We start from the raw sequence: 18,443 nt of genomic DNA on the forward strand, positions 1-18,443 counted from the left end.
CTTCATTGCTCGATGCCGGTGGCCGTGATCAGCGCCGGGTAGTGCCTCAAGCCCAGACGCTCAGCCAGGTCATCGCCCGCCACGGGTGCCAGTGGCACGCCGGGCACCAGGGCACGCAGCCCTGCCAGGCCCTGCGCGGTCTCGACATTGACCACCAGGCCGACCGCGCCGCGCTCGTGCAAGGAGCCCGCATGGCGCTGCAGCCAGTCCCGGGAAGCCTTGTCGTCGCCAATGACCACGAACGGCCGCAGGCCCGGTGCCTCGATCACCCGTCGCGCGACGGTGCCGGGCGTGAGCTTGGCGCTGCGCACCGGCAGCATCGCAGCCTCATCCGCGGGTGTCGCGGGAACCTGCGGCATCGGGATGGGCGACCGCGCTGCACCGTTGTCCCGCGGCTGGAGGTTGAGTGCTTCGTAGTACGGCAGCGCCGATGCACCGCCACGGTCCTCGACCACGATCAGCGGCACGCCGGCACGCGAGGCCAGCGGCAGGATCGTCAGCAGCATGAGCAGGCCCTTGAACGTGAGATGGGCCAGATGGGATTTCGTCATGGGGAGGTCTCCTGGCGCGCGGCGGACGCCGCAGTGGTTGAGCGCGCACCCTGCACGCGGGCGAGGTGGCGGGATACGCTGCGCCGGTAGCGGGCGGCCGGCTCACCACCCGCGGGGCGGTGGTAACGGCCGACCGCCACCAGCCAGTCCTCACCGGGGGTGTGCTGTTCTTTCAGAATCTCGGCGGCGATGGCGAGGTTGCGGTACGGGTCAAGCAGGTCGCACGCGGTGCTGTAGCGCTGCTGGTGGTAGCCGAGGTTGATCTGCCCAAGGCCCGCGTCGATGCGCGTATGAGGCGTCGAGCGCATCGCCCGCTGCAAACCCGCGCAGGCGTCGGCTCGGGTCGTGTAGCGGCGCGACTGGCCGGCGACGTTGAGGGACCAAGGCCACGGGACGATGCGCCCGTTGCGTCGGATACCGCTCTCTTGCAGGGCCACGGCGTAGAGCACCGTCGAAGGGATGCCCGCGCGCTGGGCGGCAAGCTGGTAGGCCGGCGGCGGAACCTCCTGGGCATAGACGGTGCTGACGTACAGGCCAGCAGCGACCACCAGTGCGCGCAGCGGCGCCGTCAGGGTTGGCGCTGCCATTGGCCGTTCACCTCGCGTACGACCGCTGGTAAGTCGCCGGGCAGGCCCAGCGACAGCCAGCGGCCGCCGTCGTGGTTGAGCGTGATGCTGCCGCTGCGCACGCGGGCCGGATCGATTTGCGCGCGCTTGGCCCAATCACGGATGCGTGCATCGTCCTGGCGGCTGCCGACCATGTACAGGTCGAACTCGGTACCCGAGGATTGCAGGCGCTGCACGAGCTGTCCGCAGGCCGCGCAGCCGTCCTTGACGAACACCGCCATGCGGCCGCTGCCGCGCACTGCGCCGGCGCTGGGCTTATCGTCAGGCAGGTTCACCCGTTGCATGCCGGGGTTTAAGCGCTGCCAGGCTTCGTCGTAGGCACGTTGATAGGCAAGCAGCTTCTCGACGCGGCGCGCTTCGATTTGCACCTGCAGTTCTGCGTAGCGCCGCCGTTCCTCGTCGGTGCGGGCCTCAATACCCAAGGCGGACAGCGGGTCCAGGTTGGGCGAGTAGATGCCTAGCGGCCCGTCCATCAACTCGCGATAGCGCGTCCATTCCTGCGGTTGCAGGCCCCAGTCGCTTGCTACCTTGTCATCTGGGGTTCGGGCGACCAGCGGACGCTCCTGGCTCTGCGCATTGCGGGCCGGGGCGGTGGCCGGCTGCTGCGCCCAGGCGGGCAACTGGGCGGATGCCAGCAGGAGCGCGAAAAGGATGATCGACGGCTGCATGTCGTGTGCTCCGGTCAGGGAATCGCCACGCGACGGGTCCGATCGCCGGCCAGGAACACGGCGGTGTTGCCCTCGACAGCCCGCAAGCGCCACGGGCCGAGCGCATCACCTGGCAGCAGCACCTGAAGCTGGTCGGGCGTGGAGTCCGCGCTGCTCGGCGCGACGGACACGCTGCGCTGGCCAGCGCGCAATTCGGCGCCGACGACACGGAACGGCAGCGACGGCGGTTCGGGCTTGGCAACGGCCTTGCCCGATGTGCGCCGCCGGGCGGGTGCTGCGGCGCGCGGAACAGGCGCAGCGGTCTGGCGCGCCTTGATCTGCTCGACCTCCGCGCGCAGCGCCTGGAGGTCGTCGGCAGCGGCATAGCCGCTCAGCGTTTTCTCAACTTGGGCAGCGCGTGCTTCCAGGACTTGGCGGGTGTCTTTGAGGTCTGCCGCCGTTGCGACGGCCGGACGCTGCTGGATGGCCTCGATGGTCTCGGCCAGGCCCGTCGCCTGCGCTTCCAGGCGTTGCAGGCGGGAATCGAGCCGCTCCTGGTCGGCTTGGTCGTTCATGGTCTGGTAGCCCAAAGCTACGAAGACGCTGAGGCCGATCAGCCACAGCCACAGAAGGCTCTGCACCACCACGGCGGCGGCCGAGCGCCGGGCAGACCGCGGGGCGTTCATAGCTGGCCTCCCGAAACCGAAGGCTCCACCGGGAACGTCTGCACCGCGTCGGCGGCGGATGGCTCGGATGCAGGTTCGATAGCCGCGCTGTCGGCGGGCCGTTCGAAGCAAATCTGTCGTGCGCGATCATCCGCGTGCAGTTCCCAAGCCGGGCCAGCCAGTGTGAGCAGCGCATCGCGTAAGGTCATGGGGCCGAGGTGCAGGTGCGCCGCCGGCAGCGGCAGGGCATACAGCTCGGTCACCGCGTGCGCCGTCTGGCACAGGCCGTAACCACTGCGCTTGAGCACATGCCGCAGCCCATCGCCGACGGTGGCGCGGGCATCTTCGGGCATGGACACGTCGATGGTCTGCAACAGCAGGTCCCGCTGTGCAGCCGGGGGTGCTAGCTCGACTAGCGTGTAGCGACCGTAACGCACAACGGGGATGTACTCGGGCGTCTCGGGTTCGGGTGCGGCCGAGACTTCCTCGATGACATCAGGCGCGGGTGGCGCAGTCGTCGTCGCGCAACCGCCAGCCAGCACCGACCAGAGCAGGCCGAGGACTCCCGCCAGCAGGCGGCGTTCGGGATGGTGAAACCAAGGTGGAGTTGGGCACATAAGCTCGGCGTCCTGAAACATCGAGCCCTCACCATCGCCGCTTAGGCCGGGAGCAGCAGCAAACAATGCGGACCACGCTGCGTCCGATTTACCGGCAGCGGTCTAGTCGAACAAAATCGGCCTCGAGGGGGGCTGTAACGGAAAAGCTCGGTCGTGGTCGGCGGATGGAGGCCGGCCGCATGACTGCTACTATTTGTTAAAACACCAATGGATGGGGACGTAAATGAGGGTTTCTCGGGTCAGGTTGATCAATTTCGCCAATTTCTCGGATGTTGATGTCGAGACGGGGGAAAGCATCGTCATCGTTGGAGAGAACAAGGTTGGCAAGAGCAATTTCATTCGCGGCCTGCAGTTGATCCTTGATCCAGGTTTGTCTGAACGCGATCGACAACTGGGGCTTGAGTATTTCTGGGACGGACTTGGCGAAGACAAGGTTGGTGCGACCATTGAGGTCTCTGTGGATCTAACGGACTTCACAAACGATCCCCGGTTGATGGCCCACCTCAACGACTGCGTGATTAATCCTGGCCCTCCTATGGTGGCCCGACTCACCTATCGCTTCCAGCCTAAAGCGGGACTGGGGCGCGCCCCAGAATCGTTGAAAGACTATGAGTACATAATCTTCGGTGGTAACGATCCCGATATGCTCATTGGTGGCGCACTTCGCCGAATGTTGCCAATAGATGTTCAGGTAGCGCTGCGCGACGCTGAAAAGGACCTTGCGAGCTGGCGTAATTCGCCATTGAGACCGCTCATTGAGGATCTCGCAGCATCCCTGGATGATGACGCCCGCGAGGAGATCCAGAATCAGGTCGATGAAGCACAGCGAGAGCTGGCCGGTCATGAGGAAGTGGTCGCGACAGCGGAACGAATCAGCGAACGGTTGATCGCCATCGCCGGTGGGCAGCATGCCGTCCCGGTATCGCTCGGACTTGCACCTACGCGAGTCGATGCGTTGCTGCGTAGCCTTCGGCTGCTCATCGACAACGGTGTTCGCGGTGTCGGCGATGCCAGCCTAGGAACGGCAAATCTGATCTTCCTGGCCTTGAAGAGCCTCGAACTCGACCGCTTCGTCTCCGAGGGGGAGCGCGACCACACATTCTTCGTCGTCGAGGAGCCCGAAGCGCACCTGCATCCGCATGTCCAGCGTCTTGTCTATCGCTACTTCCTCGGCACAAGAGCTGAAGATGAGGACGAAGCCCCTCCGCTGACGACAATTCTCACTACTCACTCACCGCATATCGCAAGCGTTGCACCGATTAGGTCCATCGTTCTCCTGCGCCATAACGCAGCGGACGGAAAAACCATCGCGGTTTCAACCGCAAACGCACCTTTCACACAGAGGGATGAAGACGACCTCCAGCGCTACATCGACGTCACTCGCGGAGAAATATTCTTTTCCCGGGGAGTGATTCTGGTTGAAGGGGACGCTGAGCGCTTCATCATCCCCGCGTTCGCCGAGGCCCTCGGGATTCCTTTCGACATACTTGGAATCACTGTGTGCTCGGTCGGGGGGACGAACTTCACTCCTTATGTGAAGCTTTTGGGCCCTAAAGGGCTAAATATTCCACATGTAATTTTGACAGATCGCGACCCGGTCAATGGCAAACCTCCACTGGCCCACAGGCGATTAATTAATCTCTTGAACGAGGTCGATGAAGAATATGGCTACGATGACCTGGATATAGATGATGTGCTCAAGTACGCCGCGGAGTTTGGATACTTCGTCAACGAGAGCACGCTGGAATCCGACCTATTCGCTGCCGGAATGGCCGAGGCGATGAAGGCGGTAATCGAGCAGGAGTTGCCGCTGAGGCAAGTCACCCGGGACGCATTACAAGAGTGGGTGGCTGATCCGGATCAGGTCGATGAAGACCGGCTGCTGAAGTTGATTGAACGGATTGGCAAGGGGAGATTTGCACAGGCACTTGCGCCGTCGGTGTCTGAGGGCGTTTGCCCGGCCTACATTCGCTCTGCGCTGGAGCATATCCGCGATGCCGTCGCGTAACGTCGGTACAGCCTACCTGGCTCAGGCTGCCGAGTTGGCTGGAAATCCAGGGCAGTTGGCAGCTTACAACTCTCAAGGACATTGTGTGGTACTCGCCGGTCCCGGGAGCGGTAAGACCAAGACGCTCGTCCTAAAGCTCGCCCGAATCCTGGCCGAAGACGTCGAGTCCCCTCGTGGCGTTGCGTGCATCACGTACAGTCAGGAGTGCGCTCGCGAACTCGTTCGCCGAATTGAAAGCTTGGGACTTCAGCAGGCACCTAATCTTTTCATTGGTACAGTCCATGGGTTCTGTCTGCGTCATCTCTTGATGCCGTATGGACGCTTGGCCGGCCTGCCCATATCCTTCCCGCTTTCGGTGGCCACTCAACGAGTCAGTGATCGGTTGTTGAAGCAAACTGGAGACGCAATTTTCGGGCAGAACCATCCGTACAAGGTCATTGACCTCGGGCGGCATCGCCGTTCCGTGCTCAATCGAAATAGCGTCGCTTGGCGTAGCGAGGAGGAGCTCGCTGCGTGGGCCGAGGCCTACGAGGCCGCTCTGCGCGACGAGGGGCTGATTGACTACGATGACATGGTCGTCTTCGGCCAGCGTTTGATCGCCGAGCACGACTGGGTACTACCTCTGGTTCAGGCAAAATTCCCCGTGCTCGCGGTGGATGAGTACCAGGATTTAGGCGTGGCACTGCATCGCATCGTCAAACGCCTTGCCTTCGACGGGGGTGTCCGACTTTTCGCGGTCGGTGATGCGGATCAGTCGATCTATGGATTCACGGGCGCTGACGGCGCGTTGCTCATGGAGCTGGCCGCACGCGGAGACATCGAGCCTGTTAGGCTCCAACTGAATTATCGCTCTGGCACAGGGATCGTGACGGCGTCGGAGATGGCGCTCGGAGAAGTCCGGGGCTATCAAGCGAGCGATCCAGCTCGACAAGCGACCATTGAATTCGTCCTGCGGCCAGGTGGTATGGCCGATCAAGCCGCGCACGTTGTCGCGCAAATTATTCCGGCAGCATTGGCTTCTAAGCCGGGACGAACACTGGGTGATATCGCAATCTTGTACAAAGACTACCGCGCAGGCGATATCGTCTCCGAAGCTGTGACCGCCGGCGGTTTAGATTACATCCGCGTGGACACTGCGGCGCCTTACCGCAAGGTTTCCCTGACGAGCTGGGTGGAAGATTGTGCGGCGTGGTGCGCGGGCGGCTGGCGTGTCGGACGCCCACAATTGCGCGGACTGATCGACCGCTATCTCGCATTTCATCGAGCGAGCTTGGACGATGCACAAGCTAGGCGCGAGGGACAAGAGCTAACCGCTTTGCTATGGGCGTTACGCTCCGACCAGCAACCTGCGCGTGATTTTGTCGCTTCGCTGCGTAGCGGCATCGTTGACCGTCTGTTGGCTGCTGAATTGGCGCTTGCCGATCAGAAGGAACAACTCGATCGCATGACGGCAGCGCTCGCCGAAGGCGGCGCACTGGCTACGCTGGACATGACGAGTTTGGGCGGTAGGGACGGTTCGCCTGATCATCTAAATCTGCTGACACTCCACTCCGCAAAAGGGTGCGAGTACGATGTGGTCATCATGGTCGGTCTCGACCTCGGAAATCTACCGTGGCGCAACGAGAGTCCAGAGAAGTTGCGAGAAAGCCGCCGGCTGTTCTACGTGGGTCTCACACGTGCGCGTGACGAGGTCCACATGTTGTATTCGGGGTTCGTTGAGGGGCGCTATGGCCCGATGCGCCTTGGGCGCTCGCCATTCTTAGATGAGCTAGAGGCTCGAATGCGTGCCACCGGCATTTGAGTACTGGCCATAGGAACTGAGGAGCCCGGGCGTTTCTTCGGCACATGACAAGGAGCACCACAGCCGAACTACGTGTTTGCCGCCACGCGCTTGGCTGCGGCGAGCTCGTGTGAGCGTTTGGCGGCGCTACTCATCGAGTCCAGGTTATTAATACACCAAAGACCGTCAATGCAGAGAAAGCGATTGCTTAGCACTGCCTCAAGCAGGTCTGGAAGGGTCGCAGTAAAGAATCCGGCACCTTTGATCGTGGGCACTGGCTCTAGCTCAAGCATCGCGACGGGTAGATCAGGAAGGCACGGGCCGAAGTGTCCGCCTGGCGGGAACTTACCCCCAAATTCGGTGCGCAAGCGCTCCTTGCCCATGCTCTTTGCGAGAGTGCTGTATCGCTCCTGCCCCAACAACCAAAGCGACTTGACGCCCTCGTCGCTGTACCGCCCTTGGCGTTTACGGTAGTCGCGGAGCGACTGATACGACCTTTGGATCTCGACGGCCAACCTAACACCATTGCGCTCACCCCAAACGTCAGCCTGCCAGCGGCCTGCGTCACCCGAACCCGGCATTTCAACCGAAGCGCGGCAACCCAAGTCTTCGAGCACGCTGCGCACAAGTATCTTGGCCGCCAGATGCCATTGGCTTTCTTCGGAAGTAGTGCACGCACCTCCTAGATGTGCGAAGAATGGGTAGCCATTAGCACTGACCTTGGGGACCGCTGGAGCGCTGCAGCAAGGCATCTGCAGATCACCAACGCGGTAATTCCGTTGCAACTCGTGCCACTGCACCTGAGACATACGCAGTGCATTGGCTACACCAGTGCCGTCTGCATATGCGGCTTCGATCACCATAGCCATAGTGCCTCCTTAGATTTCGATATTGTCCGATCAGTTTAGCCTTCCCGGCGTTGGAAACGGGGGCGGCGATCAAATCCTCCGAGCAGCAATTTCCTAGAAAAACCGCCGGCACCCCAAAAGGGATGCCGGCAGACAGAGGATCAGGCGGTTACCAGTTGCCGGGCCAGTGCAACCTCGACGGAATCACCATCCTGGTTCAGGACATCGAGCCCGGATTCGGGCACATCGCCCGAGGTGGACTGCGAGACCATGATCTTCTTGGCCATCAACTCAAGGCAGGTCATCTGCGAGGAGCCGGCGTAGCCGAGGTAGATCACGCGCACAGGCTGTTTCTGCCCGATGCGCCAGGAGCGGCGTGCCGCCTGTTGGAGCGAGTACACGTTGTAGCCCGACTGCATGAACACGATCGTCGGAAACTCCAACAGGTCCAATCCCGTCTTGACGAGTTCGGGGTTGGTGATGAGCACGTCGATGCCACGGTCCAACTGCTCGGCGATCCAGTCCTCGCGGCGGCTGGCATCCACGCTTGCGCGCAGTACCGCCACTTTGAAGCCTTCCTGCTCCAGCAGCACCTTCAGGCGCGACGTGGTGTCGCGCGTGCCGGTATAGACCGTATAGGCCAGAACCTTGCGGCCCTGCGCCTTCTCCTCTTTGCAGACGTCGATCAGCTCGCGCTCTTTCGGCGTCAGCTCGAACTCAGAGAACTGAGCCGGGACGAACGCCAAGGTGTTGCGCGTGCGCGGATGCACCACGGTCTCCGACCGGAAGCAGCAATCCGGCCAGGCCAGCAGCACGTTGAGGACCACGCCCAGCAAGGTCGTATCGCGTCGCGCCAGAGCCTGTTTCAGCTCCGCGGTGAGCCGACCCGCCAGATCGCGGTAGGCCGCGGCTTGCGCCGTGTCCATCGCGACTTCACGGAACTCCTCGTCATACGGCGGCAGGACGTTGCCGCCGATGTCCTTGAGCTTGAGAAAGATCGTGAACGGCAGGATGCAACGCAACACGCCCTTGGGGCCGAAGCCCGGAGCCTTGACCGTTCTGACACTGACTTTCGTGCCTTTCGCGGTCTTGTGCGCCGTGCCAGTGCTCTCGGAATAGATGTCCTTGAGGACACCGTGATCGCGCATGAACGCCATCGAGGCCGAGGTCATGCTGCCGCTCGTGGTCGGGCGGTAGCCGTCTTCGATCATTCGCCCGGGTAGGGCTCGGAACAGCAGGTAGAACAGGTCGTCGCCGTAGCCGCCCATCAGCGTGCCGGTCAGCAGCAAGGTCTTGCGAGCCTTCGCCGCCAACACGCCCATGGCCTGGCCCTGGGCGCTTCCGCCGTTCTTGTACTCGTGTGCCTCGTCGGCGATGAGCAGGTCGAACGTGCCTTGCGGTAGGTAGCGCTTGATGAACTCGGACGGCTGGTAGCCGCCCTCGCCGAAGCCGAACTCCATGTTGGCCATCGCACGTTCCATGCGCGTGGCCTGACGGTCGGAAAACACCAGCTCGCCGCTGCCATCCATGAGGTTGATGAACTCATGGATGTTGTCGCCCAGCATCGAGGCCAGGAAGCCATCACCGAACTTCTGCATCAGCCTCTGCGCGGTGACTTCCCCGATGGTCGGGATGCGCTTCAAGGCTTTGAGGACAGCCGAGGACTGGTCACTGCCGGACAGGCTTCTCGGACGGATCAGCGTCCACAAGGGCGCGGCGCAATGGCTGCACTTCCTGCGGTACTCCTCGGCTTCGAGTGCGATCGGGTTGACCGGCTCGCCGTCAAGGTCGGTGATGACAGTGCCGCAGTCCGGGCAGGCCGCCACGTCTCCGTGGCGGGTGCGCCGCCGGGTGAAGACAGGCTTCCAATGGAACCCCATCCGCATCCTGACGCGCCCCAGGACATAGAACTCCTGGCCCGTGGGCTGCACACCCAACTGCTCGCGCAGCCTGATAAGTTTGACGAGGGTATCCGGACCATTGAGGACCCAGACCTTGGCGCCCGTCACCGTCTCCTGGATCTCGCGTCGCCACTTGTAAACCAGGTGTGGCGGCGAAAGCACCAGGGTGCGGCGGTAGCCTTCGGCGTTGAGGACGGCGGCCGTGGCGATGCCGACGGTCGTCTTGCCGCACCCCATCTCGCCATTAACGATCGCGGCGCGTTCGCCACGATCGACCAGCAGCTCGGCGGCGGCATAGACGACTTCGGCCTGGGCCTCAAACAGCTTGCGTTTGAGGCTGGCGACGATGAGCTGGCGGTGCGCCTGTGGCTGGCCGGTATAGACCGGCGGGTTAGCCCGATTGAGAGAGTCCAGCAATTCGTCGCCGAACTCACCGACGAAATCCTGAAGGCTCAGGGTCAGAGGAGAAGGTGCCGCGTCGAGCAGTTCACCCTGCACGGGAGTGGCTTCTGCGGCAGTAGATTCAAGATCGAGGGACATAGTGATGCTCCGAAGAAAAATGGGGCATGCACCACCCCCACAGGGGCAATGGCATGCCCCGTGGTGGGAGAAGAAACGCCGAACCGTCGGCGGTGGAAAGAGGTCAGCGAATGGTCAACACCTCGCCCCGAGTTGGGGAGCCAGGCGTCATGTCCCACGCGCGGATGACGGGAACGAACTTGTCGGTGAAGATGCGGGTCTCGGCGATGGAGCCATCGTCGCGTTCGGTGAATTCCCGCTGGAGCGTCTTGTCCTTGTGGGTGTCCCCCTTGACGACAAGCACACGCCCGGTCTTGGAGCGCACCACGCCGGAGATCGCACCCGCGGCCAACGCCAGGGCAAGATGCCAGTGGGAAAGAGCACGCGCCGGTGGACGCAGCGACTGCTGCGCGGCCCCCAGGTGCGTGTCCAGCGACGGCCAGAGGCCTTGCAACCGGCCAACTTCGTCGGCGAACTGCTCGGGCTCCATCGTCACGCGAAAGAAATGCTCCGGCTCGGCCGGAGTGGCGGGGACGATGTACGGCAGGAACGGCCAATCGCTCGGCAGTTCCTCGGCTTCGACTTCGCCAAGCCCCACCTGCAGCAGCAGATTGCGCATGGCCTTGACGCCATCGAGGGCCTGCTCGCGCTGGCGTGCCCTGCGGCCGAAGATCACCACCTGCTTGAACTGCGTCTCCACCGCTCGGTAGATCCGCAAATCGGTGTAGTGGCGTGTCAGCCAGCCGACCAGCTCCGCGTCGAGCACGTAGCCGGGGACGATGAAGACCAGCACGCCGCCGTACTGCAGCAGCGACAGGGTGCGTTGGTAGAACAGCTTTTCGAGGCGGGCACGGCCCTGGCCTTGATAGCCGATGTTGCCATTGACATCCTTGGATAGGTCGCCATACGGCGGGTTGAGCCAGAGCAGTCCGAACGACTGCTTGGAGACCATTGTGTCCATCAGGTCCGCGTGCAGGCAATGATCGACGAGGCCGCGGGCATGGCGTGCCCGCTCCGCGTCGAACTCGACGGCGAACGCCTTGGTCTGCTCGCGCCCGAGGGCATGGGCGGCTTCGGCGACAGCCACGCCTTCGCCGGCGCAGGGATCGAGGATGCACATCGTCCCGTCGCTGGGCATCAGTGCGTTGAGGGCTCTTTCGAGCGTGGGTTCGTCGGTCGGGTAGTAACCGTTCTTGGCGAAATTGCGGGCGAGCCGCGGGAACATGCGGGCCATGGAAGTCTCCTGGTTGGCGGGAAGGAATGGCGGAAGCACGCCAAGGCGTGCCTCCGCGGGTGGATCAAGCCGCTACCGCTTTCGGCGTCCAAATCTTGGCCGGATAGGGATAGGCGGTGAGTGCGTCACTGCGGATCAGAGAGCCCAGCGCCAGGGTCAGCGCCGGCACGTCGATGGCGAGCCGATGGCCTTCCAACGGCCCAAGGGCGAACGGAAGGCGGGCCAGCATCTCGCGGGTCTGCAGCAGCTCCAGCACGGTTTCGCGCCAGTGGTCGAGTAGCGGCAACGGGCAGGTGTCGCGCACCAGCGTCCACAGGCGGTCAAGCCGGTGGGCGCTGTCGCGTGGCAGCAATGCCAGTGCGCTGGCGTTGGCCTTGTCGGGCTTGACGCAGCGCCGGTCGAACAGCCACACGTTGGAGAGGGAGCCGAACAGCGTGCGCCGGTAGGCCCGCGTGATGCGCTTCTCCAGATGATCGACGTTGCCGATGAACACCGGGACGCTGCCGCCCTGGTCGGTGAGGATGTGGAACTGGTCCAGTCCCTGCTCGTCGCGCCCGAGGGTCAGGCGGGCGAGGAACTGCTGGACGGCGGTGTCGCGCGCCCAGATGGACAGGAAGATCAGGCTGCCCTGGTCGTCGCCGACGCAGGCGTCGGCCATCAGGTCCGGGCATTCGTCGATGTGGAACAGCGTGGTGGATGAAGTGTGTGCGTGCATGGTGGTGTCCTCGATGAAATGAGGGGCAGCACCGCCCGCAGGGGCAGCGAATGCCCCGTTAGGGATGAAGGAATGCGGATCAGGTGTTCGATCCGCTTGGGCGTTCAGAACGTCTGTTCGGTGAACGAGCCGTCGGCCTGATGCTTGACGACCCGGTTGCCAACGTTGCCCTCGCAGTCCTGTTGGACTTCGGTGAACATGCTTTCGGGCACGTCGATCTGGAAATGGCGCAGGACCACTCGGTAGTAGTCCAGGTCGTGGTTGAACGGGTCGCTCTCGTGCAGGTTGCTGTACAAGAAGTCGTCGCTCTCGACCTTCGCGGTATCGTCGATCAGCTCGGCCGGCTTCTCGATAAATAGGAAGAAGTAATTTGCCGGCCGGTCCCAGCCCAGTACGACAGTGATGGGAAAGCCCTTGTGAATGGTGTCGAAGTAGTGCCGACTCATGGTGATGTCCTCGGTGAATCGGAAACAGCACCGCCCCTGAGGTAGGTGCTGCCCCAAGCGGTGGAGAAAAGCCGCGCAAGCGGCGATGACGTGTGCCGGACCTCAATAGTCCGAATCGCAACCGGCCGGGCAATAACCCAGTTCGATTCCGTGCGAGCAATAGCCGTTTTCGGCGTTCCAGTCCTGGGTTTCCTGCCTTTCGGCCGGTGTGGCGTAGTCCCATTCCTGTGCGATCTGCAGCGCCTGTGCGCGATGTTCTTCGGGCAATCGACCAACTTGCGCGTCGATCGCCGAGCTGAAGCGCTCTACGTAGTAGTCGTGAGACAGTCCGCAACCCTTGGTGGCTTGTGCGGCTGCCGTCTCGCAGAGAGCCCGCCACGCGGGTTCATCCAGTGCAGAACGGGGTGTATCGCAAGCGATGGTGGACATGATGGAGACCTCCAGAAGAAAGCCGGGGCCTCTCCGCATAGGGAAAGAACCCCGGCGGGTGGATGAAGAACACCGTGCATGCGGTGTCTGCGATCACGCAGGTTGCAGTTCGGCCTGGCGGCTCCACTCCTGCGTCTTGAAGTTAAGCGCGTAGCCCAGTTCACCCAGGCGGGCGATCTGCGCGCGCAGGGCCCGGCGGTCGATGGTCGAATCCAGCTTGACGGACTCGCCCAGTGGCCAGAGCAGGCCGAACAAAGCGCTGTCGCCCCCTTCGGTGCCGTCGGGAGCAGCCGCCGCAGCGAGCGTCGGTGCGTCCACACCGAAGGGCGTGGTATCGACCAGCGGGTCCGCCGAGGCCTGCACGGGTGCGGGCTTGGCGGGTCTGGAGGCCTTGGCGGGCTTGGCCGGCGTTTCCGCAGGTTGCGTCCCCACCTCTTCATCGAGTGGATCGACTTCCTGGGTGGCGAAGCTGCGGGCCTCATCACGACTCAGTTTGTCGATGCCGTTGAGCGTCATACCATCGAGGTTGGCGCGGACTTCAAACCGCGCGCCGCCCGCGACCGGGTAGGACTTCGCGAAGATGTAGCGAATGACGAAATCCCCGTCGTACTTGCCTTCGGGGTACTGCTCCAACTCCGCGTCTTTAACCGCGAACTCGCCGATGGGGGTGGAAAGACGACCAACCGTGAACGGGCCGTTCTTGCCGCGGATGGTCCGCAACGTGAGCTGGCCCGGAACGACGATGGGTAGGACTGATCTCGTAGGTGCCGATGTGGCTGCCATGATGGTTCTCCTTGACGAATAGGAAAAAGGCAAGGCCCCGTGAGGGGCCATGCCGGATCAGAACGAAGCAGCCAATGCCGGCTCCTGCTCCTCGACTTCAACTTCGGACTCGCGCTCAGCGGGCTCGGCAGATTGGTCGGAAACGGCGTCGGCGGCAGTGTCGATGACGGCTTCGGTCGCGGGTGCGTCCTCCACCGGCGCTGCCTCGGCTTGTGCCTGGCTCGTCGGATAGACCTGGGTGCCATCGATCTTGATCAGACCGATGTGGACCAGCGTCGATTCCAGGCTTGCGGCCGGTTCCCCAGCGTGCTCGCCCTTGGTGCGGATGTACGGATCGATCTTCATGTCGTTGAGACGGAAGGCGATCAGTACCTTGCGATCCCCTTCGATGGCCTGCACGCATCGGCGAACCAGATGCTCGGCTTCAGGGGTGGCGACGATCGTGTCGAAGTACCGATATTCCGGTTCATCGACAGGTCCGGCGAGCGCGGCGATGGAGCACGACAGGAACGGGTCACCATCCTTGGGGGTGATGTCCTTCGGACGGTTGAGGTAGCCGATGCCACGGGTGATCAGCTCGTGCTGCTCGATCGAAGCCAGTTCGGCCCGCTCGATCAGCTCGGCCTTGAGCAGTCGCGCCTTGAGAGACGCGGCGGCCTTGCCTTGGTTCTCGCCCTTGTCACGGATGTACGCATCGCCCCAAAGGTCGCCGAGGCGAAAGCGCACCAGCGGGCGCTGCTTGGGATCGTCAACGCCGATATAGCGCTGAACGAGCTTCTTGGCCTCGGCACCCGAGACCTTGACGTCGAAGTAGCGGTAGCTGGGGTCCCTGGCGGGGCCGACCAGCGCGGCAATGGTGCATGCCAGGAAGGGCTGCGCACGGCGGCCGCCCCTGACGGGCACTTCACGGACACGCTGGATGTAGCCGATGCCCGAGGTGTGGAGGTCGAAATACGATTTCTCGTTCGAAGTGGTGTTCATGGTGAATCTCCATTGGGAAAAGCGGAGACACACCGAGCCCACGCATGCGGGGAAAGGTGCGTAACCCCGCGATGGGTTGATAAGGCGAAAGCATCCACCACCAGGGACTGGTGGCCGCTCGCGGATGGATGCGGTGCGAGCTGGCTTGGTCACGCAGTGGAAACTGCGCCGCAACCTCAAAGACCGATGGTTGCCTGGCATGTCGCTGACAACGTCAGCAGGCATGGGGTCAGCATGGCCGGCCCTCGCGCGCGCGGCAGCAATCAATTGGCATCCGGGTGTTCCCCTTTGTCCACGCAGCCCGGCTCAACGCAAAAAGAAAGCCCCCGGCGCGGGGGCTGCGAGAGTCGAGTGGCGGTTGCCGCGCTATGCGGGAGGCACCACCTCCAGCGACAGATGTGTGGCGGTGGCCGACAGCATCAGGTCGTCTTCGGTGTGCAGGATGCGCGTGAATACGCCGTCCTTCGGGTCGAAGTACTCCGCGAAGTCGTCGCCGCCCAGTTCGGCGCGCGCCAGCTCCCACCAGTCGTCGAACGGATCGGTATCCGGGTTGCAGCCGACGGCATAGGCCAGCAGCTTCACTCGCCCATCCGGGCGGCGTTCTCCCTGCTCGGCGAGGAAGTACACGCCCTGGTCCTTGACCAGGATGACGGGGCACTGGCTGGCGATGGCCTCGGTCAGCACGGGGCGCAGGTCGGAGCCTTTGAATCGCAGTGACATGGTTGAAATCTCCTGTGTGGATAGAGAAAAGGCCCTCCACCCGCCTGGATGGAGAGCCTGTGGGCACATGACCAATGGGCTGAAACGCCGTGGCGGGAGCCACGGGTCAGCCGAAGAACCGCCAGGATTCAGTCCCCGGCGTCATGCCGGCACCGCCTGGCGCTGCCGGGCAGCCTTGGCGTCGATCACGCTCACATCGATCAGGCGCCAACGTCCGTCGTCGATAAGTCGCTCCAACACTTCGCCGAGCATGTCGAAATACACCTCGTCATGCCGATCGACCAATTCGCCGTCGCGGTGCAGCTCCACCATGTAGGTGTCGCCACCTCGGTCGTACAGCACCGTCACCCGGCCCTCGAACTTCGCGGTCAAGACCGTGAAGCTGATCGCCGGAGGCGTCTCGATGATCTTGGACGGTGTCGGATCGACCCAGGTGAAATCCCGGGCACCGGCATCGACCAGCATGTGGGTGATACGCCGGAAGCCATCGGGCGCTGGCATTTCCTCCAACTGCTGGATGAGCTGGCCCAGTTCCATGCACTGCGGCTCGGGGATGGGCAGCTTGGCCGGCGCGGAGCCGAGGATGTGCGTCTTGACGGTGTAGGGAATGCCGTCGGACGTCATCTCGGTGCGCTCTTCCGGCGTGTCCGCCCGCAGCCCATCGAAACGGCGCCGTGCGTAGGGTAGGACATGCACCTTGGCGCCTTCGTCGGGGACGGTGGTCACCAGCTTGGAATCGAGCACAGCGAACTCGCTCGGCTTGAGCTTGACGACGATGGCGTCGTCAGTGATTGCGACTACCTTCCCGTCGAAGGGCTGGGGGTCGATGACGAAGCCCAATGTCGAAGACTGCGGCTGATCGTCGAACACGCGGTACTTGAACGACCGCACGTTGCGGGGCACGTGGCCTGCAACAAGCGAAGGCATCATGGATTTGATGAGGGAACGGTCCATGGGAAATCTCCTTGAGGAAGAAACAAGGGATTCCCCGCCCGCAAGGGAGAGGTCCCTTGTGGGTGTGGACGCGGCACGTCCGTGGAAAGCATCGACCAGCACGGTTTCCCGTGCTTGCAGCCTTGAAGGTCTCGGCTGCCTGGGCATGTGTCGGCAACGCCGACGAACATGGGGCAAGAATGGCCCGGGAGTGAGCGGCTCGCCCGCAGGAAACAGCACCCCGTCGCACCCGCTTTCCTGTGCCGTGGGCAAGAAAAAGCCCCTCGAAAGGGGCTTGGGGTCAGGCTTCGTACACGAAGTAGTGTTCGCGCTGACGCGGGAAGAACACGTGCTTCCACGTGTCACCGCTTGTGTTGCCACCGTCGAATACGACCATTTCGTAGTCGTCAATGTCGGTGTCCACCAGATCGGCGCTGTCGATATGGCGCATGTGCAGCGTACCGCTCATGCGTTCGAATACCAGGATCTGGCCGATGGCGTCGTCCTGGCTCATGGCGTCGACGCAGGCTCCAAGCTGATTCTCGAAGTCGGGCGTGGGCAAGATGAGGTCGGGGAACATGAGATTGCTCCTATGGAATTGAACCAGCCCGGCTCCTGGTGGGAGGCGGGCTGGCATGTGGGGGATGAAGGGGAAGGCTTGCGCGTCGTGCATCTGCTAGGTCTCAGCCAGTGGCAGGCCCAGTAGCGCGGGTGCGTCGGCATCTAGGATGAGGATGCGCACATCGGCCTGGCCGGCCAATTCAAGGATGTTTGCCAGGTCGTCAGGCATGCCCTTGTCCCGGTGCTCCTGTCGAAGCTGCTCCGCACTGATGCCCTCGGCATATTCCAGGTTCTTGTCTGTCCAGGGCGTGGAGATCAGCTTGACGCCAATCGCCGGGCTGTACGGAACCCGGAAGGCGATGAAAAGAAAGGCCTCCGGTGTTGCAAGGTCTGCCAGGTTGGCGAGGTACTGGCCGGTTTCTTGGCTGATGTGTGCACTGCTGATTTCCCAGCAGCGGCTGTAATAGCCGGTCTCGAAACTCAACCGCTGCACCACGTCGCGCGCGGCCTCCTCGGAATAGGTGTCACCGATGTGGACCGGGCGGCCGTCGAGGTCGTCGCCATGGATGGCATAGACCACGGCGCCCACCACGCCTTCGCCGTTGATGCCTTCAACAGCATCACATTCGGCGATCAGCTCGTCGCTGATGGCGTCAGTGCCGTTCCTGATCCACGCGAAGTCGCTGGTGACGATGCAGGGGGAAGAAACCAGCGCCCCGTCGGAGAGGTGCTGTTGGCTCGCGTGGATGTTTCGCCACACATGCGGACTTCCGTCCCCGTAGCTGATGCACAGCGTTCGGACGATTTTCAGATTCCAGTAGCCGCGTACAAAGGGATTGGGATTCTGGGTCATGGGATTTCTCCAGATTGAATAATGGAGCCAATTCCCGCCACCGGGAATTGAACCCCGGTGGGTTGAAAGTGGAAAAAGCGTCAGGCGGCACTGATCGATGGCTTTGGGCCAATCGGCGCAGGCTGACGGAAGAAAAATTGAGGGACATGGTCGCGTGGGCGCATGTCCCTCATGGGCAGTGAACAAAAAGACGGTGGTATGCCGGAGACCGGCTCACCAACCGCTGTAGTTCACCAGCAGGTCGGCGATGACCTTGCGGCGTTGCAGATCGAGACCGTCGAAGTCCGACAGTCCTTGGAAGTGGCAGCGCTTGAGCATGGCACCGCCCTCGCGCGCGTTGTAGAAGCTGAACATGGCGGACAGGAGCATGCGTTCTCCGCTGCTCAGGACGCCGAGAGCGTCGTTGGCACGCAGCATGTCGGGACGCAGGTCCCACTTGCTCTTGGCCTGGTTCAGGCCGTCGCGCGTGCCGTCGCCAAACCATTGCGGGCCTGCGATCTCGACGCCACGCTTCCAGGCCTCGAAGAAGGCTTGGGGCGCGGCGGCGAAGTGCTGCTCTTCCCGCATGATCTGATCGACGACTTCCCGTGGCAAAAGCTGGTTCATGACGTGATTCCTCAAGTTGG

General features: G+C 62.8%; 20 protein-coding genes. 2 read left to right on the top strand and 18 right to left on the bottom strand.

Annotation, left to right across the window (positions count from 1 at the left end):
* Window positions 1-2: 2 nt before the first annotated feature.
* The 5 genes from CQW31_RS14565 to CQW31_RS14585 are packed head-to-tail and all read right to left on the bottom strand — an operon-like array spanning window position 3 to window position 3,106.
* Window positions 3-551, bottom strand: a complete 549-nt coding sequence (locus CQW31_RS14565) for an integrating conjugative element protein (RefSeq protein ID WP_099814794.1) — start codon at window positions 549-551, stop codon at window positions 3-5.
* Window positions 548-1,138 (bottom strand): transglycosylase SLT domain-containing protein, encoded by a 591-nt coding sequence (locus tag CQW31_RS14570; protein ID WP_012112327.1) that lies wholly within the window; start codon window positions 1,136-1,138, stop codon window positions 548-550. Before CQW31_RS14570 ends, CQW31_RS14565 begins: the two co-directional genes overlap by 4 nt.
* On the bottom strand, window positions 1,120-1,845 hold the full coding sequence (locus CQW31_RS14575) for a TIGR03759 family integrating conjugative element protein (protein ID WP_012112326.1): 726 nt from the start codon (window positions 1,843-1,845) through the stop codon (window positions 1,120-1,122). Before CQW31_RS14575 ends, CQW31_RS14570 begins: the two co-directional genes overlap by 19 nt.
* A gap of 14 nt (window positions 1,846-1,859) precedes the next feature.
* Window positions 1,860-2,510, bottom strand: a complete 651-nt coding sequence (locus CQW31_RS14580; protein ID WP_012112325.1) for a hypothetical protein — start codon at window positions 2,508-2,510, stop codon at window positions 1,860-1,862.
* Window positions 2,507-3,106 (bottom strand): PilL N-terminal domain-containing protein, encoded by a 600-nt coding sequence (locus CQW31_RS14585; protein ID WP_041536874.1) that lies wholly within the window; start codon window positions 3,104-3,106, stop codon window positions 2,507-2,509. Before CQW31_RS14585 ends, CQW31_RS14580 begins: the two co-directional genes overlap by 4 nt.
* Before the next feature lie 223 nt (window positions 3,107-3,329).
* Here CQW31_RS14585 and CQW31_RS14590 point away from each other — a divergent pair, with 223 nt between their 5' ends.
* A complete protein-coding gene (locus tag CQW31_RS14590; protein ID WP_012112323.1) occupies window positions 3,330-5,114 on the top strand; it encodes an ATP-dependent endonuclease in 1,785 nt (594 codons plus the stop codon).
* Window positions 5,101-6,915 carry an ATP-dependent helicase gene (locus tag CQW31_RS14595; RefSeq protein ID WP_012112322.1) on the top strand — a complete coding sequence of 605 codons (1,815 nt, stop codon included), beginning with the start codon at window positions 5,101-5,103 and terminating at the stop codon, window positions 6,913-6,915. Before CQW31_RS14590 ends, CQW31_RS14595 begins: the two co-directional genes overlap by 14 nt.
* A gap of 68 nt (window positions 6,916-6,983) precedes the next feature.
* Here the strand turns inward: CQW31_RS14595 and CQW31_RS14600 are convergent, their stop codons facing one another.
* The 13 genes from CQW31_RS14600 to CQW31_RS14660 form a co-directional block, all read right to left on the bottom strand.
* Window positions 6,984-7,763 carry a competence protein CoiA gene (locus CQW31_RS14600; protein ID WP_012112321.1) on the bottom strand — a complete coding sequence of 260 codons (780 nt, stop codon included), beginning with the start codon at window positions 7,761-7,763 and terminating at the stop codon, window positions 6,984-6,986.
* Window positions 7,764-7,903: 140 nt separating this feature from the next.
* Window positions 7,904-10,183 (bottom strand): helicase-related protein, encoded by a 2,280-nt coding sequence (locus CQW31_RS14605; RefSeq protein ID WP_012112320.1) that lies wholly within the window; start codon window positions 10,181-10,183, stop codon window positions 7,904-7,906.
* 103 nt (window positions 10,184-10,286) lie between these two features.
* Window positions 10,287-11,435 carry a DUF6094 domain-containing protein gene (locus CQW31_RS14610; RefSeq protein ID WP_227335317.1) on the bottom strand — a complete coding sequence of 383 codons (1,149 nt, stop codon included), beginning with the start codon at window positions 11,433-11,435 and terminating at the stop codon, window positions 10,287-10,289.
* Window positions 11,436-11,460: 25 nt separating this feature from the next.
* Entirely contained in the window at window positions 11,461-12,111 is a 651-nt protein-coding gene (locus CQW31_RS14615) for a hypothetical protein (protein ID WP_012112318.1), read from the bottom strand.
* Window positions 12,112-12,215: 104 nt separating this feature from the next.
* A complete protein-coding gene (locus CQW31_RS14620) occupies window positions 12,216-12,557 on the bottom strand; it encodes a hypothetical protein (RefSeq protein WP_099814795.1) in 342 nt (113 codons plus the stop codon).
* Window positions 12,558-12,659: 102 nt separating this feature from the next.
* Entirely contained in the window at window positions 12,660-12,986 is a 327-nt protein-coding gene (locus CQW31_RS14625) for a hypothetical protein (protein WP_099814796.1), read from the bottom strand.
* 93 nt (window positions 12,987-13,079) lie between these two features.
* Complete coding sequence (locus tag CQW31_RS14630) at window positions 13,080-13,769, bottom strand: DUF3275 family protein (protein ID WP_099814797.1); 690 nt, start codon at window positions 13,767-13,769, stop codon at window positions 13,080-13,082.
* A 57-nt stretch (window positions 13,770-13,826) separates the two neighbouring features.
* Window positions 13,827-14,750 (bottom strand): DUF3577 domain-containing protein, encoded by a 924-nt coding sequence (locus CQW31_RS14635; protein ID WP_099814798.1) that lies wholly within the window; start codon window positions 14,748-14,750, stop codon window positions 13,827-13,829.
* A gap of 366 nt (window positions 14,751-15,116) precedes the next feature.
* On the bottom strand, window positions 15,117-15,470 hold the full coding sequence (locus CQW31_RS14640; RefSeq protein ID WP_099814799.1) for a DUF3085 domain-containing protein: 354 nt from the start codon (window positions 15,468-15,470) through the stop codon (window positions 15,117-15,119).
* Between the two features lie 141 nt (window positions 15,471-15,611).
* Complete coding sequence (locus CQW31_RS14645) at window positions 15,612-16,424, bottom strand: GTPase (protein WP_099814800.1); 813 nt, start codon at window positions 16,422-16,424, stop codon at window positions 15,612-15,614.
* A gap of 280 nt (window positions 16,425-16,704) precedes the next feature.
* Entirely contained in the window at window positions 16,705-16,983 is a 279-nt protein-coding gene (locus CQW31_RS14650) for a uridylate kinase (RefSeq protein ID WP_099814801.1), read from the bottom strand.
* Between the two features lie 96 nt (window positions 16,984-17,079).
* Window positions 17,080-17,817: an ABC transporter substrate-binding protein gene (locus tag CQW31_RS14655; RefSeq protein WP_099814802.1), complete on the bottom strand. Its 738-nt coding sequence runs from the start codon at window positions 17,815-17,817 to the stop codon at window positions 17,080-17,082.
* Window positions 17,818-18,030: 213 nt separating this feature from the next.
* Complete coding sequence (locus tag CQW31_RS14660) at window positions 18,031-18,423, bottom strand: hypothetical protein (protein WP_099814803.1); 393 nt, start codon at window positions 18,421-18,423, stop codon at window positions 18,031-18,033.
* Window positions 18,424-18,443: the final 20 nt, after the last annotated feature.

It is taken from the genome of Pseudomonas sp. 382, from assembly GCF_002759075.1.
Classification (GTDB): Bacteria; Pseudomonadota; Gammaproteobacteria; order Pseudomonadales; family Pseudomonadaceae; genus Aquipseudomonas; species Aquipseudomonas vlassakiae.

What these genes read in the sequence shown, in the direction of transcription:
- CQW31_RS14660 (WP_099814803.1), bottom strand. Translation starts at nt 18,423, where the DNA reads ATGAACCAGCTTTTGCCACGGGAAGTCGTCGATCAGATCATGCGGGAA.
- CQW31_RS14575 (WP_012112326.1), bottom strand. Translation starts at nt 1,845, where the DNA reads ATGCAGCCGTCGATCATCCTTTTCGCGCTCCTGCTGGCATCCGCCCAG.
- CQW31_RS14625 (WP_099814796.1), bottom strand. Translation starts at nt 12,986, where the DNA reads ATGTCCACCATCGCTTGCGATACACCCCGTTCTGCACTGGATGAACCC.
- CQW31_RS14630 (WP_099814797.1), bottom strand. Translation starts at nt 13,769, where the DNA reads ATGGCAGCCACATCGGCACCTACGAGATCAGTCCTACCCATCGTCGTT.
- CQW31_RS14605 (WP_012112320.1), bottom strand. Translation starts at nt 10,183, where the DNA reads ATGTCCCTCGATCTTGAATCTACTGCCGCAGAAGCCACTCCCGTGCAG.
- CQW31_RS14645 (WP_099814800.1), bottom strand. Translation starts at nt 16,424, where the DNA reads ATGGACCGTTCCCTCATCAAATCCATGATGCCTTCGCTTGTTGCAGGC.
- CQW31_RS14620 (WP_099814795.1), bottom strand. Translation starts at nt 12,557, where the DNA reads ATGAGTCGGCACTACTTCGACACCATTCACAAGGGCTTTCCCATCACT.
- CQW31_RS14635 (WP_099814798.1), bottom strand. Translation starts at nt 14,750, where the DNA reads ATGAACACCACTTCGAACGAGAAATCGTATTTCGACCTCCACACCTCG.
- CQW31_RS14565 (WP_099814794.1), bottom strand. Translation starts at nt 551, where the DNA reads ATGACGAAATCCCATCTGGCCCATCTCACGTTCAAGGGCCTGCTCATG.
- CQW31_RS14585 (WP_041536874.1), bottom strand. Translation starts at nt 3,106, where the DNA reads ATGTGCCCAACTCCACCTTGGTTTCACCATCCCGAACGCCGCCTGCTG.
- CQW31_RS14570 (WP_012112327.1), bottom strand. Translation starts at nt 1,138, where the DNA reads ATGGCAGCGCCAACCCTGACGGCGCCGCTGCGCGCACTGGTGGTCGCT.
- CQW31_RS14650 (WP_099814801.1), bottom strand. Translation starts at nt 16,983, where the DNA reads ATGTTCCCCGACCTCATCTTGCCCACGCCCGACTTCGAGAATCAGCTT.
- CQW31_RS14600 (WP_012112321.1), bottom strand. Translation starts at nt 7,763, where the DNA reads ATGGCTATGGTGATCGAAGCCGCATATGCAGACGGCACTGGTGTAGCC.
- CQW31_RS14580 (WP_012112325.1), bottom strand. Translation starts at nt 2,510, where the DNA reads ATGAACGCCCCGCGGTCTGCCCGGCGCTCGGCCGCCGCCGTGGTGGTG.
- CQW31_RS14640 (WP_099814799.1), bottom strand. Translation starts at nt 15,470, where the DNA reads ATGTCACTGCGATTCAAAGGCTCCGACCTGCGCCCCGTGCTGACCGAG.
- CQW31_RS14615 (WP_012112318.1), bottom strand. Translation starts at nt 12,111, where the DNA reads ATGCACGCACACACTTCATCCACCACGCTGTTCCACATCGACGAATGC.
- CQW31_RS14590 (WP_012112323.1), top strand. Translation starts at nt 3,330, where the DNA reads ATGAGGGTTTCTCGGGTCAGGTTGATCAATTTCGCCAATTTCTCGGAT.
- CQW31_RS14595 (WP_012112322.1), top strand. Translation starts at nt 5,101, where the DNA reads ATGCCGTCGCGTAACGTCGGTACAGCCTACCTGGCTCAGGCTGCCGAG.
- CQW31_RS14655 (WP_099814802.1), bottom strand. Translation starts at nt 17,817, where the DNA reads ATGACCCAGAATCCCAATCCCTTTGTACGCGGCTACTGGAATCTGAAA.